This window comes from Terriglobus sp., from assembly GCF_965201105.1.
In the GTDB taxonomy this organism is placed as follows: Bacteria; Acidobacteriota; Terriglobia; order Terriglobales; family Acidobacteriaceae; genus Terriglobus.
In genome coordinates this window covers 2,059,508-2,084,373 of sequence record NZ_OZ241741.1, presented here as the reverse complement: position 1 = coordinate 2,084,373, position 24,866 = coordinate 2,059,508, and the positions used below count along the sequence as shown (strand labels likewise).

The window sequence follows — 24,866 nt, the reverse complement described above, 5'->3', positions numbered from 1 at the left end:
TCCGTGCATCAGCACCTCCGGCTGCGAGCAAATGCAGGTTTCTCCACTGCGCCCGCGCAAAGAGCGCGCGGGCTTCGGTCGAAATGACAAGTCTTCGGGCGATAGGTGAAGACAGAAAACGCCGGCGCGAAGCCGGCGTTTTTGTTTGCGAATGAAAAGGGTTACGCGGTGCGGCCAACTTCGCGGAGGCGGGCAGCCTTGCCGCGCAGACCGCGGAGGTAGAAAAGCTTGGCTCGGCGTACTTCGTACGAGCGAATCTTCTCGACTTTGTCGACGACTTTGCTGTTGTAGGGGAAAATGCGCTCGACGCCCTGGCCAAAGCTCATCTTACGGACGGTGAAGCTGCCCTGCGGCCCGTTTTTGCGGGCGATGCACATGCCCTCAAACGCCTGCAGACGCTCCTTGTCGCCTTCCTTGATCTTCACCTGCACGCGAACGGTGTCGCCGGGGGCGAAGTCGGGCAGATCGGTGCGCTGGAGCTTGTTCGCCAGCTTTTGCATGATGGGGTGAATCGACATGACGCAGTTTTCCTTACTTAGAGTCGTTTGTCAGTATAGCGGAAAAACACACGAATGTGTCGACGAGATTTGGCCCACAGAAATGACAAGATCTGGCCCACAGGAAGCAGGTACTTTGCTGCGCTCAGGATGACACGCCTCGAAACCGATGCGGGTGATGGCGCTTCAGCCTTCCAGCTTTTTGAGAAGTTCACGATCCTGCCTGGAGAGAGCGCAGGCATTGAGCAGGTCGGGGCGGTTGCGTAGCGTGGTTTCCAGGGCCCGTTCGCGGCGCCAGCGCCGGATCTCCGTATGGTTCCCGCCGGCCAGGACTTCTGGAATGGACCAACCGCGAAAATCAGCGGGACGGGTGTAGTGCGGGTAATCGAGCAGGCCGGCGGCGGGACTCACGGCGAGCGGAACTTCGCCGTGGGCGGCTGCCCCGTCGCTTGCGGCGCCGAAGCTTTCGTAGTGTGAGGAGTCGGCGTTGCCGAGCACTCCCGGAAGCAGGCGAACGGTCGCGTCAAGGACAGCGGCGCTCGCCAGTTCGCCGCCGGAGAGTACATAGTCGCCAATCGAGATTTGCTGGTCGCAAAGGTGATCGACGACGCGCTGGTCCACGCCCTCGTACCGTCCGCAGAGCAGGACGACGCGATCCGTTAGCGCTAACGTGCGGGCAATCTGCTGTGTAAAGGGCTGGCCCTGCGGCGAGAGCATGATAACGGTCTCGCGGCTGGTGTCGCGCTGCGGCCTGGGTGTGACGCCGAGCGCGTCGGCGGCGGCAAAGATCGGCTCCGGCTTCAGAACCATGCCCTCGCCTCCGCCGAAGGGGCGGTCGTCCACCGTGCGGTGCCGGTCGTGGGTGTAGTCGCGAAGATCCGTGATGTGAACGTTGGCGATACCGGTCTGCAGGGCGCGCGCGACCACGCCATAGCGAAGCACGCTGGTAAAGAAGTCCGGGAAGATCGTCAGGATGTCAAAGCGAAGGGCAGCGCGCATGGAGTGCGCGGTTTCGTCATCCATTGGCTTCGACCAGACCGTTGGGGAGCGCCATTTCGATGCGACGGTTGTGGAGGTCGGGATTACGGAGGAACTCGAGCGCGAGCGGAATGAGGATTTCGTCGCCGTTGGCTTTCTGCACGACGAGGACGGGCGTGGCGTGTTCCAGCTTTTTGCCGCTGCGGTCCGTGGCGAAGTGAACGTCGGTGATGGTGCCGAGCTCGTTGGGGCCGTCGTCGCCGGCAACGTTGATCAGCGTGCAGCCCTGAAGGTCGGAGATGTAGAACTCGTCCGGGCCGAGTGCAACGCGTTCGCTTGCAGGCAGGACGATTTCGGTCCCGGTGAGTGCCTCGGCGGCTTCGATGCTGTCGACGCCGGCGAACTTCAACACGATGCGGCCGGCTGATTTTCCGGTCGGCAGCCAATGGGTTTCGAGTTGGAGCGGTGTTGGCTCCGCAGCTTCGCGGCGTCCGAAAAGGTTGCGGCGCTCCGCAAAGCGCTCCGGGAAGTCGGTGTGGAGGTCGCACAGGATCTCGCCGTGCCGGCCCTGCGGGCGTACGGCGCGGGCGAGCAAGACCCAATCGTCCTGATTCGGCGGTGTCACGCAACCAGCATTGCAGAGAGTCCCCCGCCGATGCAAAATGCGGATTTGATGCAAGCACCAAAGCCGCTACGCCAGCGCAGAAAGCGAGTGGGCTCCAGTCGAGAGGTTACGTCTAGGCTTCCGGCGTGCTTCCGGCGTCGGGCTCGTCGTCTTCAGCCTCGTCGTCTTCGAAACCGTCGTCTTCGTCCTCCAGCACGTCCAGCTGCATGCGGTGATTTGCCTTGCTGCCGATCGCGCTGAGGATGGTGCGCAGCGAGCGGGCGGTGCGGCCCTGCTTGCCGATGACTTTGCCCAGATCGTCAGGCGCAACGTAGAGGCGGAAGGTGGTGGAATTTTCGCCGGAGTCTGTTTCGACGTGAAGCGAGTCCGGATCGTCGACCAGCTTTTCGACCATGGCCACGAGCAGCTCTGACATGCGCTCGGGAAGGGAATCAGGGGTGTTTTCGGAAGAAGGGACCGTCATGCAAACCTTTGTATGTGCGAATTGGCGCGGCGCTGCGTTGGCACCGAACGCGTTCCTAACCTAAAGATAGGGCAAGTGATGCATCGTGGATTCCACGACGTTGTAGAAAATGACGAACCCTGCGCGGCAGATGAAAGCCGGGCAGGGTGTTGGGGTCTTAACTTCCCAAATTGGGAATTGCCTAGGCTGCCACCGGCTCCGTGCTGGCGGGGGTGGAGGCAGGTGCCTTTGCGATGAGCTTGGCCACGATGTCAGACGGCTGGGCACCGACGGACTTCCAGTAGGCGATCCGGTCCTGCTTCAGATTGACGGTCGCGGGCTCGGTACGCGGGTTATAGGTGCCGACTACCTCGATGGAGCGGCCGTTGCGGGCGCGATCCTTTTCGATGACGACGACGCGATAGTACGGCTGCTTGCGGGCGCCTACGCGCGCCAGGCGAATCATGACCACAGAAATTACCCTCTCAGACTTTCCGAAACGTGTGGGGAGTGGCGAAGCCGGCTGCGGAGCCGGGCCACGCGTTGCGCGGCAGGCACACTGGTTCCAACTGTATGAGTATCGCTGATTTTGGGCGGTTTGGAAAGTGAAGCCGCGAAAAGGACACGTCCGTAGCGATGAGATCGTCACCTCGGCGGCTGAAGCCGCCCCGTGTGAGTGACGTTGCTGCCAGGCGATTCGGCGGATCGTGGGCTTCTACCTCGGCGGCTACAGCCGCCCCTGTGAGTGAGTGGTTCCATCGCGGCGAGCTGAAGCCGCGTTCTGGTGCATCAAGGCTTCTATCCCGGCGGCTGAAGCCGCGTTCTGTACTCGATGAGCTTTCTCGGCAACTGAAGCCGCGTTCTGTGCTCCGTGAGTTCTGCCTTGGCGGTTGAAGCCGCGTTTCACCTTTTGAGGTGAGTTCTATTTGGGCAGTTCCGGCTGCGGCTGGAAGAGGAACTGGAGAACCTGGCCGAAGCGGGCGGCCCATGCGGATTCGTTGTGCAGGGCGTTGGGGACGCGTTCGTAGTGCAGGTCGGGGGTTGCGCTTGCGGGGCGGCGGGGTTGGTCGAAGATGCTGGAGGCGCGGCGCTGGCCGTTGGGCTGGTCCTGCAGCAGCGGTGGCGTGGAGCGGGCGTCCAGGTGCCAGCCTTTGCGCTCGAGCAAGTGGCAGAGCAGGTCGGTGTCGCGGACGTGGATTTGTCCTTCTGCGGTGCCCATGTCGAGCCAGATGCGAAGCGGGAGGTGGCCGGGAAGGGAACGGATGTCGTCGAGGATGGTGCGGCGGTCCCACCAGACGGAGGGTGAAAGGATGCCGAGCTTGCCGAACGTCTGCGGTTCGCGCAGGCCAATGGCGAGTGAGATGAGGCCGCCAAGCGACGAGCCGGCGAGGCCGGTGTTTGCCGGGCCGGGTAGCAGGCGAAGGTCGCGTTGCAGCGTGGGGAGCAGCTCCTCGGTAAGCAGGCGGGCGTAGAGCGGGCCCTTGCCGCCGCCAAGGCGCGTATCGGGTGTGGGAGTGTACTCCGCCATGCGCTGCACGCCGGTGTTGCCGATGCCAACAAGTACGGTTGGCTCGGCCAGGCAGCGTGCGAAGACGTCGTCGGCAGTGGAGCCGCAGCGCCAGGTTTGACCCTTGATGTAGGAAAGCTCGCCGTCGAAGAGGTTTTGGCCGTCGTGCAGCAGCAGAACGGGAAAGCGGCGTTCGGGCTCGCGGAGATACGCTTCGGGCAACCAGAGAAAGAGGTCCCGGGGCGTTGGCAGGGCGTCGGAGACCCAATTTTGCAGGCGGTAGTAGCGTAGCTCGGGCTTTTGCGGAAAAGCGAGTTGGGCCGTGGTGAGCCCGGTCGAAGCGGCGGCGGCAGCGTCTGGAGCGCTTTGGATCAGGGATTCCATGCTTGATACAGTTTCTGCAGGGTAGCAGGCGTGCCGGTAGAGGTCGGCCCGGAAGAGCCCCAGGCAGGAGTGAGCGATGCAGCGGGAGTATTTTGTCGACCATAGCTCCGCTCTGGGCCGGCCCATGGAACGGCTGGTGTTTACCGCTGACGGGGGACAGGGTGGTCTGCCGGTGATTGTGTTTCCAAGCTCGATGGGCCGATTCTTTGAGTTTGAGCACTTCGGCATGGTCGAAGCGGTGCGCGACAAGGTGGAGCGCGGGCAGATCCAGTTGTGGTGCGTGGACTCCGTGGACAGCGAAAGCTGGTATGCAAAGGAAGTGCCGGGGCGGTGGCGCATTGCCCGGCACATCCAGTACGAGCGTTACATTGTGGACGAATTGATTCCGCACATTCGCTGGCGCACGTGGCGGGAAAGCGTGGCGACGCTGGGATGTTCGTTTGGCGGCTTTCATGCGATCAGCATCGCGCTGAAGCATCCGGATGTGATTACGGCGGCGCTGAGCATGAGCGGCGCGTTCGACATTGTGACCGGGATGTTGCGTGGGTATTACGACGAGGACGCCTATTTTACGTTGCCCACGCACTTTCTGCCGAACCTGGGTGATGGCTGGCAACTGGATCGTATGCGGCGGAACACGTATGTTCTCGCGACCGGGCACCACGACCAATGCTGGGATGACAATGAGCGGCTGGGCCGGATCATGCGGGATAAGGGCATACCGGTGCGGCTGGATGTTTGGGGCGAGGGAACGGGCCATGACTGGCCGTGGTGGAAGCGCATGGCGCAGGAGTATCTTTGAGGGCGAGCGGTGCAGGGGAAACGATGCCAGTGGATGATGTGAACGAGCAAATCTGGCGAGAGCTGAGCACGTTGGAAACGTTTGATGGCGGGATGCGTGAGCAGTTCGCCGCGGGTTTACCCATCTACTACGCCAAAGCAGATACGCCTGCCGGTTTAGTCATCAAGGAGTTTCCAGACGGACATCGCGAACTTGTGCGGCACCATAGAACGGGCGATGAGGTCATCAAAGCTCTATGAACGGCAAGCCGCAGCTTTGGGTGTTCTGCGGACCAAATGGGGCGGGAAAGTCAACTCTCGCGAAGCGCTTTCTGAAGGACCGGTTGTCGAACGTAAACCCGGATGTTGTCGCGCAGGCTCTGCCGAGACGTCCCGACGGGAGCCTTGCGGAATTGGAAGCAGGCCGTATCGCGTTAAAGCAGCGACGTATCCTGATTGCCGCGGGAGAGTCATTCGCCTTTGAAACGACATTAAGCGGGAACACGGAACTCGCTTCGCTGCGTGCCGCACATGAGAAAGGCTATAAGGTCAACGTCATCTTTGTAGGGCTGCAGGATGCCGAGCGATCAGAGGCACGTGTCGCAGAGCGCGTGAGCTTAGGCGGTCACGATGTTCCGCAGGATGCGATTCATCGCAGATACAAGCGCGCCATGTTGAATCTGGCAGAGGCGGCCGCGATTGCGGACCGGGTCATTATCTTTGAGAATAGTGAGCAGAGCCACCGGTTATTACTCATCCGGGAAGATGGGGAAGTGCGCCATCACGCACCCTTTCCCGAATGGGCGCGCCGGTGGCTTCCTGCTGAGTACCAAGTGAAGGAGCAAGGCACGTGAAGAAGATCGGCATTCTATTTGGGCAGGAGAACACGTTTCCGCAGGCGTTCGTGGACAAGGTGAACGCGATGGGTCTGCCGGAGATCGAGGCGGAGTTCGTGGAGATCGGGCCTGTGAAAGAGGCGGTGCCGAGCGGGTATTCGGTGATCGTGGACCGGATTTCGCATGACGTGCCGTTTTACCGCGCGTACCTGAAGAATGCGGTGCTGACAGGTACGGACGTGATCAACAACCCGTTCTGGTGGTCGGCGGACGACAAGTTCTTCAATTACGCCTTGGCGGCCAAGCTGGGCGTCGCGGTGCCGCGCACAGTGATTGTGCCGCATTTTCAGATGCCGCCAGATACGAACGATGTGAGTTTCCGGAATCAGCAGTTTCCGTATGACTGGCGGTCGGTGTTTGAGTATGTGGGATTTCCAGCGTTCCTAAAGCCGCATGATGGTGGCGGATGGAAGGACGTGCACCATGTGCATAACCCCGATGATTTCTTTCGCGCGTACCACCAGTCGCGCGACCTGTGCATGACGCTGCAGGCGGCGGTGAAGTTCCGCGAGTATTTCCGCTGCTACGTGGTGGGTCAGCGTGAGGTGCGGATTATGCCGTACGATCCCTCGCGGCCGCACCATGAGCGCTACGTGAAGAACCCGCCGACGTATGAGCCGGGGCTGCTGGAGCGTGTGGAGCGCGACGCGCTGACGCTGTGCCGTGCGTTGGGGTACGACCTGAACACGGTGGAGTTCGCGGTGGAGGACGGCGTGCCGTACGCGATCGACTTCATGAACCCGGCGCCGGACGCGGATGTGCACTCCGTCGGGCAGGAGAACTTCGACTGGATTGTGGACGCGGTCGCGCGGTTGGCGGTTGAGCGTGCGCAGGCGAATGAGGGCCAAGGTCCGGAGTTGCGCTGGGCGGCGCTGCTGGGGCACGAGGGTGAGCTTGCCGGTGCGGCGAAGAAGGCTGCGAAGAAGGGACCTCCGCCTCCGAAGAAGGCGCCTGCGAAGAAAGGAGCTGGAGCCAAAGAAGCGGGTATGAAGGGGCCTGGTCTGAAGGGTCCGGCAAAGAAGGCCCCTGCGAAGAAGACGGCTGCGAAGAAGCAGGCAGCGAATGCGAGCCGCGAGGAGAGCATTGAAGGTTAGGCAGATCTGCCGGCTGTCGTTCATCGCGGCGGTTCTGCTTGTTTGTTCGCGTGCTCGGGCGCAGCAGACCGGTCCGCCGGCCTATGTGCCGATTCCGGCTGCACCCATCGCCTCGGACGGGCCGAAAGCCGAGCCGGAAGTGGCAGTGCCTGCAGGCGACCTGCACTTCCGCGTGCGGCTGCTGGACGGGCGGAGCAGCCTGCCCATGAAAAACGCCAGGGTGCGGGTGTGGTATGACGAGCAGGGCAGTGCCGGCTACCTGTTGACGACGGACTTGCATGGCGAGGCGTTGCTGCCGGCGCCAACTGTCACGCCCGTGCGGGTGCTGGTGGTGCCGGATGGTTTGTATGACTGCCGCAAGCTTTCAGAACGCGAAGCGATGCCGGGGTACAACCTGCAGCAGATCGCGGGCAAGGGCATGGTGACCGAGGACCGGTGCGACGCCGGGGCGCGGGCCGTGGCGCATCCGGGAGAGCTGACGTTGTTTGCGCGTGCGCCGCGGTGGTATGAGAAGTTGAACGCGGGCGCGGGCCGGTGATGAGTTAAGGCACGGCATGAGGGCAGGGTGTCTGGTTGTTATGCACACCTGTCCAGCGGGTGTCGGCAGAAATGCAGGTTTCTCCACTCCGCACCCACGATGAAGCTGTGGGTGCTCCGGTCGAAATGACAAGTTCTTCGATGTACCGCGACTCATCGCTCATGTGCTCCTTCGGATACGGGGTCGTCACAACCTGTTTGCAATGCGATAGCATCTGCTGCAACACAGCGTCATGCTGCGACACAGCGGCGGCGCGGTGACCGGAGGTGCGAGATGCGTCCAACCTTCACGCTTGGGATCGAAGAGGAGTACCAGACCATTGACCCGGAGACACGCGACCTGCGGTCGCATGTGTCCACGGAGATGCTGGCGAACGGCAAGCTGCGGCTGGAGGAGCGTGTCAAGGCCGAGCTGCACCAATCGGTGATCGAAGTTGGGACGAGAGTCTGCGCCAACATTCAAGAGGCGCAGGAAGACTTGTTTGATCTGCGGCGGAACATGATTCACCTGGCCGAAGAAAACGGGTTGACGCTGGTGGCGGGCGCAACACACCCTTTTGCCGATTGGCGTTCGCAGGAGATTTATCCGGACCCGCGGTATGCGCAGGTCGTGGAAGATTTGCAGCTGGTGGCGCGGTCAAACCTGATTTTCGGACTCCATGTGCATGTGGGCATTGAGGACCGCGAGGCGGCGATCCGCATCATGAATTCGCTGCGGTATTTCCTGCCGCACATCTTGGCGCTGAGCACAAACTCGCCGTTCTGGCTGGGCATGGAGACTGGCTACAAGAGTTATCGCGCCAAGGTGTTTGAGCATTTTCCGCGGACCAACCTGCCGGACAGCTTCGCGTCGTACTCAGAATTTGAGAACTACGTGAATCTGCTGATCAAAACGAATTCGATCGACAACGCGAAGAAGCTCTGGTGGGATGTGCGGCCACACCCGTTCTTCAACACGGTCGAGGTGCGTGTTTGCGACATTCCGATGCGGGCCATGGAATCGGTCGCGATCGCGGCGCTGATCCAGGCGACGGCCATGAAGCTCTACACCCTGCACGCAAACAATCAGGACTTTCGCCAGTACTCGCGGGCGCTGCTGATGGAAAACAAGTTCCGCGCGGTGCGGTACGGCCTGGATGGCAAGCTGATCGACTTCGGCAAGGAAACCGAGGTGCCGGAACGTGACCTGATTGTGGAGTACCTGCACTTTGTCGATGACGTGCTCGATGAACTGGGCAGCCGCGAGCAGATCGGCTACATTCGCACGATGCTGGAGCAGGGCAGCGGCGCAGACCGGCAGCTAAGGGTGTTTCGTGAGACGGGGGACCTGAAGTCCGTGGTGGATTACATGGCGCGCGAGACGCGCGAGGGGCTGTAGTTACTTTCGAAAGTTTGGCCCTGCCTTGCGCGGATCGAACGAGATCTCGAAGTCGAGCACTCCCGTCCATTGTGCCTTGCGCTTGGGTTTGCGGAGGGACCGCCGTAGAAATTTGCAACTCCCGTGCGCACAAACGTGCAATTCACGGTATTTTGAAATAAATCACCTTGCACAGCCGTCGCATAGGTGAGCCACCTTTCAAGTTGAACCAACCGCAAACGCACTTCCGCGTCGTATTGCCGGCGTGTATCCGATTCTGTCCCACCGCAGTCCACCCTGAGGAGAGGCACCATGGATTTCCAGAAGTTCTGTAGCAGTTCCGTTCTTTCACGCCGTAATTTTCTTCGTTCGGCGAGTGTCGCGTCGGCGGCCGTTGCGCTTCCTTCGTTTGCGCATGCCCAGGCAGCCGCAGCGCAGGCTGCAGCGTCGGGCGGGTCCCCGCGTCCGCGCCGTAACCCCGATGATTGGGAAATCCCACGTGAAGCACCGGGAACGGTCATCATTTCATCGAACGAGAACCCGTTGGGGCCGAGTGCGAGTGCGCTGGCCGCAATCACCAAGTACGCGCCGACGGGGGGCCGCTATGATCGCGAGCACTCCGGCGCTACGTTGAAAGTGATTTCAGAAGAGTTCGGTCTGAAGAAGGGGTACGTCCGGCTGTATCCGGGTTCGGGCGGACCTCTGGACCTGGCCTTGATGTCCAACATTGGACCGGATAAGCCGCTGGTACATGGCGACCCGACTTACGAGCAGGGTCCACGTGCCGCGGTCACCATGAAGGCAAAGGCGATTCCGGTCGCGCTGGACAAGAAGACGTGGAAGTACGACGTGAAGGGTATGTTGGCGGCCCACCCCAGCCCCGGCGCGTACTACATCGTGAACCCAAATAATCCGACCGGCACGATCACTCCGAAAGAAGATATTGTCTGGCTGGTGAACAACAAGCCGGCCGGCTCGGTCGTGATCGTTGACGAGGCCTATCACCACTTTTCGAATCAGGAGTCGGTGATCGACCTGGTTGCGCAGGATAAGGACGTCATCGTTCTGCGTACTTTCTCAAAGATTTACGGCATGGCGGGAATTCGTGCAGGCTTCGCCTTTGGCCGGCCCGACCTTCTGGCGAAGTTTGAGACGATCACGGCATCGGACCGGCAGATCGGCAGCATTTCGCTGGTTTCCGCAGCGGCTGCACATGCTTCGCTGACGGATAAGGACCTGGTTCCGCTGCGGCGCAAGATCAATCGCGACACGCTGGACGACACGCTCGCGTTCCTGGAGAAGCACAACTATAAGTACATTCCGGGTGCGCAGGCGAATATGTTCATGGTGGATGTGAACCGCCCTGGACGCGAGGTGCAGGCCGCCATGTTGCAGGAGAAAGTGGCGATCGGCCGTGTTTGGCCGGCGCTGCCGACCTATGTGCGCGTCACGGTAGGTACACCGTCTGAGATGAAGTCGTTCCAAACCGCGTTTCTGAAGGTGATGAGCGGTCCGTCAGAGCCGACAGCTGCGCACCTGGAGATGCTGGACCACATACCGCATGAGTTGTATCGCGCGTAAGTTGCAGTACAAGCCCCGGCCTTGGCCGGGGCTTTCACGTTTCGGGAGAGTATGGAAAGAAATGCACCCGCGGCGGCTCCGCGTTTCGAGACGGTCGATCTGCTGCGTGGACTCTCGATCCTTGCGGTGGTGCTGCTGCATTGCTGGATTCGCTTCGCGGGAAACGGCATACGCGTGGGAACGGGGCTGTCGCGGTGGTGGCGTCATCTGCTGCTGCAGAACGGTGGGAACGGGGTCACGGTCTTTTTTGCGATCTCCGGGTTTCTGATCACGTTGACCAGTTTGCGCCGGTTTGTCGGATTGGAACACATGCGTCCGGGGCTTTTCTATCGAATCCGCTTCGCTCGTATTGCTCCTCTTTTATTGCTGACGCTCGCGGTGTTGAGCCTGCTGCATTGGGGCAGCTTGCATTCAGCCGCGTTTGAGGCCTGGCACGTGAAGAAAACGGTGGGACTGCCCCGGGCTTTGCTTTCGGCGCTTACGTTCCACCTGAACTGGCTTGAGGCGGAGACTGGCTACCTGCCCGCGAACTGGGATGTGATGTGGTCGCTCAGCGTTGAGGAGATGTTCTATCTCTTCTTCCCGTTGGTGTGCGTTGCTTTTCTGGGCATGCGGTCTCCCGTGCGCCGGGCCGGTTGGGCGCTGCTGTTCAGTCTTGCAGGCGCGCTGCTGGTGTTGGGTCCATGGGCGCGCTCCGTTTGGATCACGACGGAGATTGGTCAGGAGAAGAGCTACCTTGGCGGCATGAACGCCATCGCCATGGGGTGCCTGGCGGCGCTGTGGTGTAACCGGCGTTCGCGGTCAGGCCGCGTCAGCCGTGCCCCGCTTTACGCGGTGGAGGCGGTAGGCTGGGCGCTGATTGCCTGGATCGCGACCTGGCCGCCGTGGCACTGGCTACGCAGTGCCGGTCAATTTCTCGCAAAGCATGACCTGGATGACACGGTACTGCCCCTGGGAGTGTGCATGGTGATGGTCGCGAGCGTGTTGCGGGGCACCCGCGGCGGTGGCCTGCTTACCGCTCCGGTACGCTGGTTCGGCCGGCACAGCTATGAGGTTTACCTTTCGCATGAGTTTGTGGTGATTGTGGGCGTGACGGCGTTTCTGCGTTGGCACGGAACCCACCCAGGACTATGGGCGCTGGTGCTGACAGCTCTGACGGCACCGTTGGGGTGGGCGATCGCGCGCTGGTTCTCTGAGCCAATGAATCGGAGATCGCGCGGTGCCCGGCCGCTGGGACGTGGAATCAGTGGGAGGCTCGTGACAGATGGTGTGTGAGGGACATACCGTGTCGGCGGTGGACGGCATCGATACGGTGGGGACCGAAACATGGGCTCGCGTGCTACGACCAAGACGCTTGCCGTGTAAGCAGCCGTGCATAAAACCAATGTGAATGCGTGGAAATGCGTCAGAGAAAATCTTGGCGGTAAGTCTCGCATCTGAAACACTAAGGACAATGACGACTGCTCTTGCAACAACCCGACTGAACGCCGTCGCGTTCCCGCCGTCATTCCAGGCAGGTGCCCGGAATGCAGTGACCACCTGCCTGCGCGTGCAGAACGAAGAGAAGGTGACGCTGATCACCGACGAAAAGACGATTGAGGTCGCGGCTTCCATCGCGGTAGAGCTGGACCGGATCGGGTGCCTGTGGAACGGGTACGTGCTGGAGGAACTGGCGCCGCGTCCGCTGGCGGATATGCCGAAAGCCGTGCTGGAAGACATGGAGTCTTCGCAGGTGAGCATTTTCGCAGTGGAAGTGCAGCCGAACGAATTGCGCAGTCGCATGCAGATGACCGATGTGGTGAATCGTCGACACATGCGGCACGCTCACATGGTGAACATCACCCCGGAGATCATGGTCCAGGGCATGCGCGCCGACTTCGGTGAGGTCGACCGGCTAAGCCAGGCGGTGCTGGACAAGGTGCGTGCAGCGACCTATGTGCGAGCGACGACGCCGGCGGGAACGGACATCCACGTGACGCTGAACCCGGAATACAAGTGGTTCAAGACGAGCGGCATTATCTCGACCGAGAAGTGGGGCAATCTGCCGGGCGGGGAATGTTTTACCGCGCCTGACGAGGTCAATGGCGTGTTCGTGGTGGATGGTGTGGTGGGCGACTTTCTGTGTGCTCGCTATGGCATTTTGCGCAAGCAGCCCCTGTCGATTGCAATTGAGGCGAACCGGATCAAGCGGATTTCCTGCTCGAATAAGCAGTTGGAGAAGGACTTCTGGGCTTACACGCACACGGACGCGAACTCGGACCGGGTCGGTGAATTTGCCATTGGAACGAACATCGGGGTGGAGCGTGTGATCGGCAACATTCTGCAGGATGAGAAGTTTCCGGGCATTCACATTGCATTTGGCGATCCGTATGGCGCGCACACGGGCGCTCCGTGGAAATCTTCGACGCACATTGATGTGGTCGGACTTGGCTTCAACATTTGGCTGGGGAACGCTGCCGGCGAAGAGCAGATTATGAGCGAGGGCGATTTTCTGCTGGATTACTAGCGAAGGACGCACGGGACGAATTCCGTCAGTGCTGCCGAATCAGAGAAGGGCCGCAGACTGCGGCCCTTTCCTCTTTTGCAGGTGTGGTCTAACGCTTGACCCTAATGGTGCTGCGAGTGGTGAAAGAGACTGCCGACTCCGCAGGAATCACGACGTCGCGGCTGCCGGTGAAGGCACCTGCGGCCGTGCCCGCACCGGCACCTGTCAGGCCGCCGATCAGAGCGCCCTTGCCACCGCCGGCCAACCCGCCAATCAGCGCGCCAACGCCGCCGCCGCCGCCAATAAATCCGGCTGTGCGCTTGCCACGGCCTTTGCTGCGAACCGAGTATTCCGAAGATTCGACGCGGTAGCCGCCAATGGACGTGAGGGCGATGCCGAGGTAGCCTGCGCCCTTAAATCGGCCGCGACCCTTGGCGGAGACGATTTCGCCCCGAACCTCAGTTCCACGGGGAAAGGCGGTGACGCCGTGGACGACGAGGGGGTAATTGAGTGACCCGCCGAATGGTGTGCCGATGTCGTCATGCTCGCCGGACAGGGACTGGTTGGTGCGGATCGTTACCCGAGTGCCGGCAGGGACCACCAGAGCGCTCTCGACTGGCCGCGGAGTTGGCTCCGGAACCGTACGGGCTACCGGTGTTCCGTTGGGCGGCGCGGCCACGGTGCCAGGCCTCACTGCTGCGTCAGACGCTGAGGTGGCCGGTGCCACCTGCGTAGCGGGGACTCCAGAAGAGGTGGCGGTGGGTGTGCCGGCAGGTGGCACAACCGGGTTTGTGGTTCCGGTGGGTGCGCTGGCCGCTGTCGGCTGGCTGCCGGCAGGCACTGTGCCCGGCGCTGGATTGCTGGACTTATGGCAAGCGGTGGTGAGCAGGGCGACGGAAAAAGCTGCCGCGGCCAGGGTTGATGTGCGCACTCGCATCGCGTTCCCTCTTGTGTGCGCCTGAAAGTGGTGCCGGTCGGGCACGGGACGCATCTGCCGGAGTAGGATGCGCCGAAACAGACAGGGGTGCGCCTTACACTGCTGTTATGAATTCCCCTTCGACCAAACCGCAGTCGGCGACCGCGCGGCAGTGGCCGCACCATATGCTGCAGGAGATCTACGAACAGCCGGAATCGCTTGCGCGCACGGTCGCCCTGTATAGCTCGAACGGCCGTTTGCAGCCTGAGTTCCTGGAGCGTGTACGGCCGCTGCTTACGGCGCCGGACATGATTGTGGTGGCGAGCGGGTCAAGTCGGCATGCCGGACTGGCGGGCGAGATTGCGGTGGAAGACCTGGCGGGTCTGCCGGTGGACGTGGAGTACGCAAGCGAGTATGCGCTGCGCCCGGCAACGGCGCGAAAGCAGGCCGCGGTGCTGGCGATCTCGCAGTCGGGCGAGACGGCAGACACGCTGGCGGCGCTGCGCGCGGCGCGTGAGCGAGGTCATCGGACCGCGGCGATCACGAACGTGGAGGGCTCGTCCATGGCGCGTGAGGCAGAGGTGAGCCTGCCGACACCCGCGGGGCGTGAAATCGCGATTCCAGCGACAAAGAGCTTTACCGCGCAGTTGGCCGTGCTGCACGCGCTAGCTCTTGCGGCGGCACAGGTGCGCGGCGTGATGACCGAAACAGAGGTGGAGCAGCGTTTGGCGCGGCTGGAACAGTTGCCTGCGGGGATCGCCGCGCAGTTGCCGGAGTGGGAACGATCGGTGGAGGCGATTGCGCCGTTTTATAGCCGGGCCAAGACGCTGCTCTTCCTGGGCCGCGGCATTCACTACCCAATGGCACGTGAAGGTTCGCTGAAGCTGAAGGAGTCGAGTTACTTGCACGCGGAGGGCTACCCCACGGGCGAATTGCGGCATGGCCCGAACGCGCTGGTGTCGCCGGAGGTGCCGCTGGTGGTACTGGCGACGCGTGACCCGGCCGATGCCGATTCCCTGCGGCGGTATGAGAGCACGCTGCAGTTGCTGGAGGGCATGAAGAAGCAGGGTGCGACGGTGCTGGCGTTGGCGAATCGCGACGACCGATTGGTGCCGGGGTTGAGTACACACATCCTTTTCGTGGACGAGCAGCCGGAACATCTGCTGCCGATTGCGGAGGTGATCCCGCTTCAGCTGCTTGCGTACTTTGTGGCGGTGCGGAACGGGGTGGATGTAGACCGTCCGCGGAACCTGAGCAAAGCGGTTCTGGTGGAGTAATCCGCGGGTGCGTTGATGCTGCGAGAGGGCGGCCCGGAAGCGGTCGACTGCCGCTGCTGACCGGCAGCGCAGTGCGTGAATACGGCCGATGCGCCACGGTTGGTTCTTGCGCATTGCTGCGGCATGCCATAGAGTGCAAGGCATTAGGCTTCTCGTTATCCGTTTGTCTCTCCTCACGCCCCCTGGAGGATCACTGTGCGTCTTCTTGCGACCGTTTCCGCGTCTGCGCTCCTGGCTGTTGCGACGCTTTCGGCTCATGCCGATCCGTTCACTTCGATCGTCGTTTATGGCGACAGCCTTTCCGACAACGGCAATCTATACAGGCTGACCCACGGCTTTGCACCCGCGCCGCCGTATGTGAATGGCCGCTTTTCCAATGGAGCGGTAGCGGTGGAACAGCTTGCGGCGAATCTGAATGTGCCGCTGGTGGACTTTGCGTTTGGCGGCGCGACGACAGGCATCGGCAACACTGCGGATGGTGGAACGCCGACCCAAGCTGGGGTGGTTGGTCTGCCCGGGATGCTGGCCGAGTTCTATGGGGCCGCACCGAGCGGGCAGCTGCCGGCCGGCAGCGATTTAAACTCGCTGTTTGTTGTTTGGGGCGGTGCAAACGATTTCGAGGCACTCAGCAGCCCAACCGCCGACCAGACGCAGGCAGCCGCGCTCGCCGCAGCAGCCAACAGCAACCTGATCGTGGCTGGGCTGGAGCAAGAGGGGGCGACCCACATTCTGGTGCCGAATCTGCCCAACCTGGGAAGCACGCCGGAGTTTGCGGGCGATGCGATGGCCTTGGCTTACAGCTCAACCTTCAACGCTGCACTGGCGGGGGCACTGCCCCGGGGCGCAACGCTGTTCGACACCAACGCCGTGTTCAGTGCGATTCTGAACAGCCCGGGCAATTATGGCTTCACAAACGTGACGACACCCTGCATTGTCGCGATGGCAAACCCGGCCTGCACCGGATACCTGTTCTTCGACGACATTCACCCAACTACCGCCGCGGATGCGATTCTGGCGCGGGGCTTTGAAGGCGCCGTCACGCCTGCGGCAGCAACGCCGGAACCGTCGTCGCTGCTGCTGCTTGGCACAGGACTGGTGGGCGTAGCTGGAGTTGTTCGCCGACGCAATCGGGTATGCGCGTAATCGAGAGCTTCCTACCGTAGTGGAGGAATAAAGCCGCCTGCTCATTAAAAAGCCGCCCAGAAGGGCGGCTTTTTCTTATGGATATCTGCGCTTAGAAGTTGGCTTCGGGTGCGCTTAGATTTTGGCTTCGCGGTAGGGCACGTGCTTGCGCACGACCGGGTCGTACTTCTTCATTTCCAGCTTGCCGGTCGAGGTCTTGGGGTTCTTGCTGGTGGTGTAGAAGTGGCCGGTGCCAGCGGAGGAGACGAGCTTGATAAGGGTGCGCATGCGTTATCCTTTCGCCTGCAGCAGGGCTGCTTCGACGCCCAGCTTGTTGATGGTGCGCAGACCGCGTGCGCTGACGCGCATGCGCACGAACTTCTTTTCAGAAGGAACCCAGATTCGCTTCCATTGCAGGTTCGGCTCCCAGCGGCGACGCGTCTTGTTGTTCGCGTGCGACACCTTGTTGCCGGACATGGGGCGCTTGCCGGTGATAGGGCATACCTTTGCCATGACGATCTCCTGTTGACGTGTCTTGAGCTCGCTTCCGGCGTCTGCGGCGGAGGAAACCCGCCGGCAATCCAGTGCAAGGTTTCGTCCCACGCAGCCCTGCTGCGCTGGAGATACCTGCTCAGACCAACCCTTCTATCTTGCCACAAGTGCACGGGTTTGGGAACCGTTTTGCGACGAAATGGGGCGAAGATCCATCGAATGCCTGCGAGGGGCGGTATGCTACAGGGAATGGCGAACGTGTTGTCAGCGCGGGCACCTGCAGTTGCTTCAGCCCCGGTTGTGCTGCCCGAGGCCGAGCGTGCCCGGCTGGCCCGTCGCGGGCGGCAGCTGGAAATCTTTACCGTCTGCTGGGCTGCGCTGGAGGCGAGCGTCGCGCTGGTTGGCGCCTACCGGGAACACAGCATTTCGCTGGCCGGTTTTGGGTGGGACAGTTGCATCGAGATGCTGAGCGGTGCGGCGCTGTATTGGCGCATGACGCACGAGATGAATCACGACCGCAAACATCGCGCCGAGACGGTAAGTCTGAAGCTGGCGGGGTGGTGCCTGTACGCGCTGGCTGTGTATGTGCTGATCGATTCGGTGTACTCGCTGTTGCGTGGTGGTGCGAGCACGCCCGGCTGGACCGGCATGGCGATTACCGCTGCGGCGCTGGTGAGCATGCCCCTATTGACAAGGGCCAAGCGCACCGTGGGCCGCGGGCTGAACAGCCGCGCCATGATGGCGGACGCCAAACAGACGAACTTCTGCGCAATCCAGGCGGGAATCGTGCTGGGCGGCTTGCTGGTTCGATCGGTGTTTCATGTTAGCTGGGCCGATGGGGTGGCGGGTTTGGTGCTGCTGCCATTCCTGTGGCGGGCGGCGCGCGAGTCGTTGCGCGGCAATGCCTGCTGCTCCCACTAGGTGGGTTCGGTTGTGAAGATCTGCCGCAGTTGCTTGAGGTAAGGTTCCGCGGCTTGCGGGTCCCAGGTCAACGTATGTTCCGGGCTGAGTTCGAGTGAGGCGACCGGATAAAAGCCGCGCAGGCTGTTGCCGAGGAGCAACGCCTCACAGGCTTTCAGGCCGTCAAGCGGCAAAAGACTTTCCGCGATGAGTTCGTGGCGGAGCAACTGGGTCCGCAGGATGCCGGGAAGCACGCCGCATTCGATGTAGGCCGTCCAGATTCGCTTGTCGCGCACGAAGAAGAGGTTTGTTAAGCAGCCTTCGGTTACCAGGCCGGCGTCGTTGCTGAAGAGCGCCTCATCAAAGCCTGCCTGGCGGGCAGCGTCAAGCTCCTGGTCGTAAGCCTCGCGAATGTTTGTTTTGAAGAGAAGCGCCGGGTCGCCGAAATGAGACCGCCGCTGCGACAGACGAACGCGCAAGCTGTCCGGCCACGCTTGGAGCGGTTCCGTGCGGATGTGGAGTTCGCCATTTTCGCGAAGAGTGAGGCGGAGACGTTGCGGGCGGTCGGCCGGAAGTGTTTGTGCGGTCGTCAACATGCTTTCGCGTATTTTCAAACGGTCAAGGGGAATGCCCAGGGCTTCGGCTGTACGCTGCAGCCGATCCAGATGTGTCTCGATCCAGCGCACCTGGCCTTGTTCGCTGAGCAGGGTTTCGATCACTTCGAGGGGCTTGCTGGCGCGCCGAATGAATGCTGATTTCAGCAGAGCTTCGCGGTACTCGCCAGGCGCGGTGGAATCTGTGACGATGCCACCGCCGACGCCGTAGGTGACTTGTTGCTGACTGCTGGACGGGCGCAACGTGAGGGTGCGGATGGCGACGGAGAAGCAGGACTCGCCATTGGGAGCGATGTAGCCGATGGTGCCGGTATACACGCCGCGCGGCTCGTTTTCGGCTTGGTGCAGCAGTTGCATCGCGCGGAGCTTTGGAGCGCCCGTGATGGAGCCGGAGGGAAAGAGCGCGCGGAAAATCTGCAACAGCGAGGTGCCCGGGCGCAATTGGCCTCGAACATCGGAGACCATCTGGTGCACCGTGGGCAGGCTCTGCACCGCAAACAGGTTCTCGGTTTGAACGCTGCCGGTCTGGCAGATCCGGCCCAGATCGTTGCGCAACAGATCCACGATCATGACGTGTTCGGCGCGATTCTTGGGATCGGCAGCGAGCCAGGCGGCAGCATGGGCGTCCGCCGCCGGCTCGGTGGAGCGGGCAACTGTGCCCTTCATGGGGCGTGTCAGAATGCTGCCGGCGGAACCGGTTTGGAAGAAGAGTTCGGGGGAGAACGACAGAATGATCGGAGGTGCAAGGTCCGGCGGCGCGAGGCGGAGCACGGCGGCGTAGGTTGCAGGCTGCTGCTGCAGCAGCTCACGATAGATCTGCCGCGGTGATCCGTCGGACAGGGAACGGAGCGGAAAGGTGTAGTTGGCCTGGTAGATGTCACCCGCGGCAATCCATTGCTGGAGCTGCTCAACTTGCCGCGCGTAGTGTTCACGCGAGAGCGTTGGCATCGGTGCCAGGTTCAAATGCTGCGACTCGGGCGTGGGCGGGGAGTGCTGCGAACCGTGGTGCTCCCCGCTCTGCCCATGCCGGAGCGCTTCGCGGTACACGCCGAAGCAGAGCAGCGGCTCACCCGTTGGTAGCGGGTGGGAGGGCAGGCCGTGCAGGGCGAGACCCGCCTCATACGTTGCGTAGCCCGCGACGAAGTGGCCTTCGGCGAGCGCCTGCTGCATTGCCGCAAAGGCGGAAGGCACTTCTGCTGGAAGTCTGGCCGTGATGTAGCGGAGTGGGTTGGAAAAGAGCAGCGAGGTCGCTGCGGACTGAGCCGGATTTGCCGCGTGGAGCAAGACCGCACCGGGCGCATCAAACGCGTAATCCAGCCATTCCGGAGGAAGAGTCGCGGGGTCATTGGACGCGGTCACGACTTCAGTGTCGCATCGGACCGGTCGACCGTTGGCCGGTGCTCAACCTTTGTTGTGGCGGGTGATAATCATGGCCTTGGCGTGGACACCGGCGGGGCAGCAGTAGTGCCGCTTGCGAACGCCGTCGAGCCAAGCTACGTCGCCGGTCTGCAGTGTGGTGCTTTCGTTCTCAGTGCTGAGAATGATGGGGCCTTGCAGCACAAAGGTGAACTCGACGCCGTCGAAGATTTTGGGACGGAAAACCTCGTCGCGGTCGCTCTCGTTGAACTCGGCGAGGCAGGGAACCATCTGGCCGTCGGAGACGAGGGAGTGCATGCTTTCGGAGATGAAGGCGGGAGTGGCATCGGAGGCGCGATGGAGGCGAATGCGCTCCGTGCTGCGCATGATGCGAAAGGGCGCGGGCTGGTCTTCGCGGAAGAAGTAGCTGAGGTCCTTGCCGAAGGTCATGGCAATGCGTGCCAGGTTGCGCACGGTCGGAACGACGCGACCGGTTTCCAACTGCGAGAGAAAGCTTGCGGACAGGCCGGTGCGGGTTCCGAGCTCAACCAGGCCCATGCTGCGGCGTGTGCGGAGACGACGAATGCGCTCGCCAATTTGCTTGGCCTGAATGGAGGTTTCGACCTGGTCAGGGTCGACGGTGTCCGAGCCGGTGGGAGCGAGAGTTGCGGCAGTCTCTAGCATGCTGCTGGGATGGATGTGATGAAAAGAAAAGAAGCTGCCTGAAAAGAGTAGAGAGCGCGTCTTATCGGGCATTGAGGGCTGCAGACCTCACATGTACCCACAGAATGAAACCGGCTCCGGTCAAAAGGCATATCGATGTCCTTTTGACCGGAGCCGGTTTCATGTTGATTTGTGAGGCGCTTCCGTTTCGTTTAGAAGTCTTCCCCGAAGGCGACCTCGCCTTCGACCGCGGTCTGGTAAGCGGAGACGCGACGCTCGAAGAAGTTGGTCAGCTCCTGGACGTCCTGCAGCTCCATGAAGCTGAAGGGGTTCTTGGTATTGAAGTGTGGGGCGATACCCATGCGCTGCAGGCGTGAGTCTGCCACGTAGCCGAGGTACGCACGCATGTCGCGAACCGATAGGCCAGCGACACCGCCGGCGAGCAGATCGTCGGCGAACTGAGCTTCGCAGTCGACGGCTTCCTCGAGCATCTGCACGATCTGGCGCTCGAGCTGAGCGTCCCAGAGATCGGGCTCCTGCTGGCGGACGACGTTGACGACTTCAAAGGCGAACTCAAGGTGGCAGCTTTCGTCGCGGAAGACCCAGTTGGTGCCCGAGGCGAGGCCGTGCAGCAGGCCCTTGGACCGGAAAAAGTAGACGTAAGCGAAAGCGGCAAAGAAGAACAGGCCCTCGATGCAGGATGCGAAGCAGATGAGGTTCAGAAGGAAGTTGCGGCGGTCTTCGCGGGTCTGCAGCGTGTCCAATGCCTGGATGGAATCCATCCACTTCATGCAGAAGTCGGCCTTTTTCTGGATGGAGGGAATGTTTTCGACGGCGGCGAAAGCCTCGTAGCGCTCTTCCTGGTCGGGGACGTAGTTGTCGAGCAGTGTCAAGTAGAACTGCACGTGCACGGCTTCTTCATAGAGCTGGCGCGAGAGGTAGAGGCGCGCTTCCGGCGAATTGATGTGCTTGTAGAGGTTCAGCACGAGGTTATTCGAGACGATCGCATCGCCTGTGGCGAAGAAGGCGACCAGGCGCTTGATGGTGTGGATTTCCGCGGGCGAGAGCTTGGAGCGGAGGTCGACAAGGTCGGTCGAGAAGTCGACTTCTTCGACGGTCCAGGTGTTCTTGATGCCGTCGCGGAACATGTCATAGAACTGCGGGTACTTCATGGGGCGAAGCGTGAGACACAGGCCCGGGTCAAGGATGGACTCGGGCACGGTGACCGACGAGCCGGACGTGATCGGATTGTTGTGGGCGACGGTAACGGGATCGAGGGTTGCGGACATGAGCGGGCTCCTGGGCGTGCGTGGGTCGGAGCCGGTCCGGCTCCGGGAGGTGGTGTGCCCGACCGAAGGGAAGCGGATGCTTCGCTTCGCTCAGGATGACACTGCTGAGAGTGTCAGGCGGGGAACCCACCTTGGCGACGATCAACCTGTCGCGAAGGTGGGGCATAGATTCAGAGGTGGCCCACAGATTTAGAGGGTGCACACAGATTCTCAACTGCTGTGGCTTCCCAACTGCTGCGGCTACTGGCAGGCCTCGCAGCTTTCAGGGTTTTCGAGCGAGCAGGCAATGGCCTCGCCGGCGGAAACCGTGGGTGGAACCTCAGAGGACTTAGGCTCGTGCGCCTGCAGTGTTCCCGGAATGCCTGCAAGCGGCTGGGCGGAGCTCATGGCGGCGCGCTGGATCGTGGTCTTGGCGATTTTTGTTGCGGGGCGCGAGCGCAGGTAATAGGTGGTTTTCAGGCCGGACTTCCACGCGAACATGTACATGGACGAGAGGCGGCCGATGTTGGGCGATTCGACGAAGAGGTTGAGTGATTGGGCCTGGTCGACGTAGGCGTTGCGCGCGGCGGCCATTTCGATCAGCGAGCGCATGGGAACCTCCCACACGGTGCGATAGATCAGCTTCACGTCGGCCGGCAGCTCGTCGATGTTCTGGATGGAGCCTTCGCCGATCTTGAGCTTGGTGCGGATGACGTCGTTCCACATGCCGCGCGCCTTGAGCTCGTCGATGAGGTAGCGGTTGACCTGAAGGAACTCGCCGGAGAGGGTTTCGCGCTTGAAGAGATTGGAGACCTGCGGCTCGATGCACTCATAGCAGCCGACGATGGAAGCGATGGTTGCGGTGGGCGCGATGGCGATGAGCAGGGAATTACGGATGCCGGATTTTGCAATGCGGTTACGGAGGTCGTTCCAGCGCGCATCATCGGCGGGCTTCACGTTCCAGAGGTCGAACTGGAACTGGCCCTGCGCGAGACGGGTTTCGTTAAAGGACGGATGCGGCCCGTTCTTTTCGGCGAGTGCGATGGAGGCGACGAGCGCATGGTAGTAGACCTCTTCCTGGATTTTGGCGGAGAGCGCCTGGGCTTCTGGAGCGTCGAAGGGAAGACGCATCTGGAAGAAGACGTCCTGCAGGCCCATGACGCCGAGGCCGACGGGGCGCCAACGGTTGTTCGCGTCGGCCGCAGTCTGGATGGGATAGAAATTGATGTCGATAACGCGGTCGAGCATGGGCACGGCGATGCGAACCGTGTTGGCCAGCTTCTCGAAATCGAAGACAACGCGGCCGTCTTCGTCGAGTGTGGTGTGGCGGCCAAGGTTGATGGAGCCCAGATTGCAGACGGCGGTCTCGGAGCTGCTGGTAACTTCCGTGATCTCGGTGCAGAGATTTGAGAGATGGATGACGTTGCCCGGTTTGCCGGTCTGGTTGTTCTTCAGGTTGCAGGCGTCTTTGAAGGTCATCCAGCCGTTGCCGGTTTCGGCGAGCGAACGCATCATGCGGGCGTACAGGTCGCGCGCCTTCATTTGCTTGCTGTAGAGCTTCTCCTCTTCGGCTTGAGTGTAGGCTGCATCGAACTCGGGGCCGAACAGGTCGGGTAGGGTTGGCACGACTTTGGGGTCGAAGAGCGACCACATGCCGTCCTCGTCGACGCGCCTCATAAACAGGTCGGGAATCCAGTTGGCGGTATTCAGGTTGTAGGTGCGGCGCGAAAGATCGCCGGTGTTTTCACGGAGTTCGAGGAAGTTCTCCACGTCGGCGTGCCAGGGTTCCAGGTAAACGCAGCAGGCGCCCTTGCGCTTGCCGCCCTGGTTGACGGCGGCGACGGAGGAATCGAGTGTGCGCAGCCATGGCACGATTCCGTTGGAGAGGCCGTTCGTAGCGCGGATCAGCGAGCCTTCGGAACGAACGCGGTGGAAGGCGAGGCCGATGCCGCCGGAGAATTTGGAGAGCAGGGCGACATCCTTATAGGCGTCGTAGATGGATTCAAGCGAGTCGCCCGGTGAGTCGTGCAGGTAGCAACTCGACATTTGTGGGTGCCGGGTGCCGGAGTTGAAGAGGGTCGGCGAGCTGGGCATGTACTCATGCGCGGCGATCAGTTTATAGAACTCGATGGCTTCGTTGGGTGTACCGGCCAGGCCGCAGGCGACACGCAGGAAAAAATGCTGTGGCGTTTCGATGACTTTGCGGGACAGGGGATCGCGCAGCAGGTAGCGGTCGTACACGGTACGAAGGCCGAAATACTCGAAACGGTCCGAGGTGGCTTCATCAATCGCGTGGTTCAGCTTGCGGGCGTGCACGCGGACGAACTCGGCCGTGGCGGGCGAGACGATGCCCTGCTGGAAGCCGTACTCAACGGACTGCGAAAAGGAGTGAAGGTTCTGGTTGGCAACTTCCTTGATGATGGTGGCGAGCAGCAGGCGCGCTGCGAGCTTGGAGTACTGCGGCTCCTCCGCGATGAGCGCGGCCGCAGTGTCGATAGAGATGGTGTCGAGCTCGCGTGTGGTGGCGCCGTCATAGAGGCCGCCGATGGTCTTGGAGGCGATGCGAATCGAGTCGACGTGCTGCAGACCGTAGGCACAGCGTTGCACGGCGCGGACGATCTTGTTTACGTCCACGGACTCAAGCGCGCCGTTGCGCTTCTTCACGTGCATGACGGGTGTTTCGTCGCGCGAAGGGAAGCCGGGGGTGATATCGGACAGACTGGTCTGCAGGGTTGTGGTCGCCATAGTGCTCCTTGCTTAGTGGGGCCGCAGCCGCCCCGGGTCTTTCTGGTACGAGCGCCGTTCCTTTTTGAGGGGACTCGGGCAGATGTAGCAGCTCCGCCAAGCTGCGCGTGATCGTACGAAATATTCGTCTTTGCTTCGCCCTCAGCGGAGTTGGCCACGAAGCCTCGAGCCGGCTCACTTCTGAAGTATGGATACTGTAGCTCGGGCCGGAGAGGGAAGCAAGCACAAGATGTAGGGATACTGTGCAAATTCAGGAGGGCGCTTGTGGTGGGTTCTACAACGCCGTTATGTTACGGCGAAATGCGCTTGTGGAAGGCCGGTCCGGTATTCGGAAATCAGCGGCGATTTTT

At 61.6% G+C, this 24,866-nt stretch carries 25 protein-coding genes; 12 read left to right on the top strand and 13 right to left on the bottom strand.

The annotated features are described in order from the left end of the window. Positions 1–161 precede the first annotated feature (161 nt). From rplS to ACOFKT_RS09065, 6 genes are all read right to left on the bottom strand, one after another. Entirely contained in the window at positions 162–518 is a 357-nt protein-coding gene (gene rplS / locus ACOFKT_RS09090) for a 50S ribosomal protein L19 (RefSeq protein WP_419803671.1), read from the bottom strand. A gap of 165 nt (positions 519–683) precedes the next feature. Then, positions 684–1,520, bottom strand: a complete 837-nt coding sequence (gene trmD, locus ACOFKT_RS09085) for a tRNA (guanosine(37)-N1)-methyltransferase TrmD (protein ID WP_419803670.1) — start codon at positions 1,518–1,520, stop codon at positions 684–686. Continuing rightward, positions 1,513–2,100 (bottom strand): ribosome maturation factor RimM, encoded by a 588-nt coding sequence (gene rimM / locus ACOFKT_RS09080; RefSeq protein WP_419803669.1) that lies wholly within the window; start codon positions 2,098–2,100, stop codon positions 1,513–1,515. Before rimM ends, trmD begins: the two co-directional genes overlap by 8 nt. Before the next feature lie 112 nt (positions 2,101–2,212). Next, the gene (locus tag ACOFKT_RS09075; protein WP_419803668.1) at positions 2,213–2,563 is read right to left on the bottom strand and encodes a KH domain-containing protein; all 351 of its coding nucleotides are present in this window, start codon (positions 2,561–2,563) and stop codon (positions 2,213–2,215) included. Between the two features lie 181 nt (positions 2,564–2,744). Beyond that, positions 2,745–3,008: a 30S ribosomal protein S16 gene (rpsP, locus tag ACOFKT_RS09070; RefSeq protein ID WP_419807143.1), complete on the bottom strand. Its 264-nt coding sequence runs from the start codon at positions 3,006–3,008 to the stop codon at positions 2,745–2,747. A 456-nt stretch (positions 3,009–3,464) separates the two neighbouring features. Further along, the gene (locus tag ACOFKT_RS09065) at positions 3,465–4,433 is read right to left on the bottom strand and encodes an alpha/beta hydrolase (protein ID WP_419803667.1); all 969 of its coding nucleotides are present in this window, start codon (positions 4,431–4,433) and stop codon (positions 3,465–3,467) included. A 76-nt stretch (positions 4,434–4,509) separates the two neighbouring features. Between ACOFKT_RS09065 and ACOFKT_RS09060 the strand changes: the two genes are divergently transcribed. The 9 genes from ACOFKT_RS09060 (at position 4,510) to ACOFKT_RS09020 (ending at position 13,184) form a co-directional block, all read left to right on the top strand. After that, complete coding sequence (locus ACOFKT_RS09060; protein ID WP_419803666.1) at positions 4,510–5,235, top strand: esterase family protein; 726 nt, start codon at positions 4,510–4,512, stop codon at positions 5,233–5,235. A gap of 23 nt (positions 5,236–5,258) precedes the next feature. Further along, positions 5,259–5,474 carry a hypothetical protein gene (locus ACOFKT_RS09055; RefSeq protein ID WP_419803665.1) on the top strand — a complete coding sequence of 72 codons (216 nt, stop codon included), beginning with the start codon at positions 5,259–5,261 and terminating at the stop codon, positions 5,472–5,474. Beyond that, a complete protein-coding gene (locus tag ACOFKT_RS09050) occupies positions 5,471–6,067 on the top strand; it encodes a zeta toxin family protein (RefSeq protein ID WP_419803664.1) in 597 nt (198 codons plus the stop codon). Before ACOFKT_RS09055 ends, ACOFKT_RS09050 begins: the two co-directional genes overlap by 4 nt. Then, positions 6,064–7,203 (top strand): ATP-grasp domain-containing protein, encoded by a 1,140-nt coding sequence (locus tag ACOFKT_RS09045; RefSeq protein ID WP_419803663.1) that lies wholly within the window; start codon positions 6,064–6,066, stop codon positions 7,201–7,203. The genes ACOFKT_RS09050 and ACOFKT_RS09045 overlap by 4 nt, the downstream gene beginning before the upstream one ends. Further along, a complete protein-coding gene (locus tag ACOFKT_RS09040) occupies positions 7,193–7,741 on the top strand; it encodes a hypothetical protein (RefSeq protein ID WP_419803662.1) in 549 nt (182 codons plus the stop codon). The genes ACOFKT_RS09045 and ACOFKT_RS09040 overlap by 11 nt, the downstream gene beginning before the upstream one ends. A 273-nt stretch (positions 7,742–8,014) precedes the next feature. Beyond that, positions 8,015–9,118 (top strand): carboxylate-amine ligase, encoded by a 1,104-nt coding sequence (locus ACOFKT_RS09035; protein WP_419803661.1) that lies wholly within the window; start codon positions 8,015–8,017, stop codon positions 9,116–9,118. Positions 9,119–9,409: 291 nt separating this feature from the next. Beyond that, the gene (locus ACOFKT_RS09030; protein ID WP_419807067.1) at positions 9,410–10,678 is read left to right on the top strand and encodes an aminotransferase class I/II-fold pyridoxal phosphate-dependent enzyme; all 1,269 of its coding nucleotides are present in this window, start codon (positions 9,410–9,412) and stop codon (positions 10,676–10,678) included. Between the two features lie 51 nt (positions 10,679–10,729). Further along, positions 10,730–11,953: an acyltransferase family protein gene (locus ACOFKT_RS09025; RefSeq protein WP_419807066.1), complete on the top strand. Its 1,224-nt coding sequence runs from the start codon at positions 10,730–10,732 to the stop codon at positions 11,951–11,953. A gap of 178 nt (positions 11,954–12,131) precedes the next feature. Beyond that, positions 12,132–13,184 (top strand): aminopeptidase, encoded by a 1,053-nt coding sequence (locus ACOFKT_RS09020; protein WP_419807065.1) that lies wholly within the window; start codon positions 12,132–12,134, stop codon positions 13,182–13,184. Positions 13,185–13,272: 88 nt separating this feature from the next. Here ACOFKT_RS09020 and ACOFKT_RS09015 read toward each other — a convergent pair whose 3' ends face one another. After that, the gene (locus ACOFKT_RS09015) at positions 13,273–14,100 is read right to left on the bottom strand and encodes a hypothetical protein (RefSeq protein WP_419807064.1); all 828 of its coding nucleotides are present in this window, start codon (positions 14,098–14,100) and stop codon (positions 13,273–13,275) included. A 107-nt stretch (positions 14,101–14,207) separates the two neighbouring features. Between ACOFKT_RS09015 and ACOFKT_RS09010 the strand changes: the two genes are divergently transcribed. Continuing rightward, complete coding sequence (locus tag ACOFKT_RS09010; protein ID WP_419807063.1) at positions 14,208–15,356, top strand: SIS domain-containing protein; 1,149 nt, start codon at positions 14,208–14,210, stop codon at positions 15,354–15,356. Between the two features lie 195 nt (positions 15,357–15,551). Then, positions 15,552–16,499: an SGNH/GDSL hydrolase family protein gene (locus ACOFKT_RS09005; protein ID WP_419807062.1), complete on the top strand. Its 948-nt coding sequence runs from the start codon at positions 15,552–15,554 to the stop codon at positions 16,497–16,499. A gap of 114 nt (positions 16,500–16,613) precedes the next feature. On the opposite strand, the gene rpmG is transcribed toward ACOFKT_RS09005, so the two are convergent. Together rpmG and rpmB are read right to left on the bottom strand one after the other, a co-directional pair. Continuing rightward, positions 16,614–16,766, bottom strand: a complete 153-nt coding sequence (gene rpmG / locus ACOFKT_RS09000) for a 50S ribosomal protein L33 (protein WP_263413043.1) — start codon at positions 16,764–16,766, stop codon at positions 16,614–16,616. Between the two features lie 3 nt (positions 16,767–16,769). Beyond that, positions 16,770–16,991 (bottom strand): 50S ribosomal protein L28, encoded by a 222-nt coding sequence (gene rpmB / locus ACOFKT_RS08995; protein ID WP_419807061.1) that lies wholly within the window; start codon positions 16,989–16,991, stop codon positions 16,770–16,772. Between the two features lie 216 nt (positions 16,992–17,207). Here rpmB and ACOFKT_RS08990 point away from each other — a divergent pair, with 216 nt between their 5' ends. Next, complete coding sequence (locus ACOFKT_RS08990; protein ID WP_419807060.1) at positions 17,208–17,891, top strand: cation transporter; 684 nt, start codon at positions 17,208–17,210, stop codon at positions 17,889–17,891. Here the strand turns inward: ACOFKT_RS08990 and pabB are convergent. The 4 genes from pabB to ACOFKT_RS08970 form a co-directional block, all read right to left on the bottom strand. Then, entirely contained in the window at positions 17,888–19,843 is a 1,956-nt protein-coding gene (gene pabB, locus ACOFKT_RS08985; protein WP_419807059.1) for an aminodeoxychorismate synthase component I, read from the bottom strand. The two genes, ACOFKT_RS08990 and pabB, sit on opposite strands and share 4 nt — an antisense overlap. A 42-nt stretch (positions 19,844–19,885) precedes the next feature. Further along, positions 19,886–20,524, bottom strand: coding sequence for a helix-turn-helix domain-containing protein (locus ACOFKT_RS08980; protein WP_419807058.1), 639 nt, complete (start codon positions 20,522–20,524; stop codon positions 19,886–19,888). A gap of 191 nt (positions 20,525–20,715) precedes the next feature. Next, positions 20,716–21,792: a ribonucleotide-diphosphate reductase subunit beta gene (locus ACOFKT_RS08975; protein ID WP_419807057.1), complete on the bottom strand. Its 1,077-nt coding sequence runs from the start codon at positions 21,790–21,792 to the stop codon at positions 20,716–20,718. 240 nt (positions 21,793–22,032) lie between these two features. Next, positions 22,033–24,516 carry a ribonucleoside-diphosphate reductase subunit alpha gene (locus ACOFKT_RS08970; protein WP_419807056.1) on the bottom strand — a complete coding sequence of 828 codons (2,484 nt, stop codon included), beginning with the start codon at positions 24,514–24,516 and terminating at the stop codon, positions 22,033–22,035. Positions 24,517–24,866: the final 350 nt, after the last annotated feature.

What these genes read in the sequence shown, in the direction of transcription:
- ACOFKT_RS09065 (WP_419803667.1), bottom strand. Translation starts at nt 4,433, where the DNA reads ATGGAATCCCTGATCCAAAGCGCTCCAGACGCTGCCGCCGCCGCTTCG.
- ACOFKT_RS09025 (WP_419807066.1), top strand. Translation starts at nt 10,730, where the DNA reads ATGGAAAGAAATGCACCCGCGGCGGCTCCGCGTTTCGAGACGGTCGAT.
- ACOFKT_RS09060 (WP_419803666.1), top strand. Translation starts at nt 4,510, where the DNA reads ATGCAGCGGGAGTATTTTGTCGACCATAGCTCCGCTCTGGGCCGGCCC.
- ACOFKT_RS09075 (WP_419803668.1), bottom strand. Translation starts at nt 2,563, where the DNA reads ATGACGGTCCCTTCTTCCGAAAACACCCCTGATTCCCTTCCCGAGCGC.
- ACOFKT_RS08970 (WP_419807056.1), bottom strand. Translation starts at nt 24,516, where the DNA reads ATGGCGACCACAACCCTGCAGACCAGTCTGTCCGATATCACCCCCGGC.
- ACOFKT_RS09015 (WP_419807064.1), bottom strand. Translation starts at nt 14,100, where the DNA reads ATGCGAGTGCGCACATCAACCCTGGCCGCGGCAGCTTTTTCCGTCGCC.
- ACOFKT_RS09010 (WP_419807063.1), top strand. Translation starts at nt 14,208, where the DNA reads ATGAATTCCCCTTCGACCAAACCGCAGTCGGCGACCGCGCGGCAGTGG.
- ACOFKT_RS09035 (WP_419803661.1), top strand. Translation starts at nt 8,015, where the DNA reads ATGCGTCCAACCTTCACGCTTGGGATCGAAGAGGAGTACCAGACCATT.
- rpmB (WP_419807061.1), bottom strand. Translation starts at nt 16,991, where the DNA reads ATGGCAAAGGTATGCCCTATCACCGGCAAGCGCCCCATGTCCGGCAAC.
- ACOFKT_RS08990 (WP_419807060.1), top strand. Translation starts at nt 17,208, where the DNA reads ATGCTACAGGGAATGGCGAACGTGTTGTCAGCGCGGGCACCTGCAGTT.
- ACOFKT_RS09020 (WP_419807065.1), top strand. Translation starts at nt 12,132, where the DNA reads ATGACGACTGCTCTTGCAACAACCCGACTGAACGCCGTCGCGTTCCCG.
- ACOFKT_RS08975 (WP_419807057.1), bottom strand. Translation starts at nt 21,792, where the DNA reads ATGTCCGCAACCCTCGATCCCGTTACCGTCGCCCACAACAATCCGATC.
- rpmG (WP_263413043.1), bottom strand. Translation starts at nt 16,766, where the DNA reads ATGCGCACCCTTATCAAGCTCGTCTCCTCCGCTGGCACCGGCCACTTC.
- rplS (WP_419803671.1), bottom strand. Translation starts at nt 518, where the DNA reads ATGTCGATTCACCCCATCATGCAAAAGCTGGCGAACAAGCTCCAGCGC.
- ACOFKT_RS09030 (WP_419807067.1), top strand. Translation starts at nt 9,410, where the DNA reads ATGGATTTCCAGAAGTTCTGTAGCAGTTCCGTTCTTTCACGCCGTAAT.
- ACOFKT_RS08980 (WP_419807058.1), bottom strand. Translation starts at nt 20,524, where the DNA reads ATGCTAGAGACTGCCGCAACTCTCGCTCCCACCGGCTCGGACACCGTC.
- trmD (WP_419803670.1), bottom strand. Translation starts at nt 1,520, where the DNA reads ATGGATGACGAAACCGCGCACTCCATGCGCGCTGCCCTTCGCTTTGAC.
- ACOFKT_RS09050 (WP_419803664.1), top strand. Translation starts at nt 5,471, where the DNA reads ATGAACGGCAAGCCGCAGCTTTGGGTGTTCTGCGGACCAAATGGGGCG.
- ACOFKT_RS09055 (WP_419803665.1), top strand. Translation starts at nt 5,259, where the DNA reads ATGCCAGTGGATGATGTGAACGAGCAAATCTGGCGAGAGCTGAGCACG.
- rpsP (WP_419807143.1), bottom strand. Translation starts at nt 3,008, where the DNA reads ATGATTCGCCTGGCGCGCGTAGGCGCCCGCAAGCAGCCGTACTATCGC.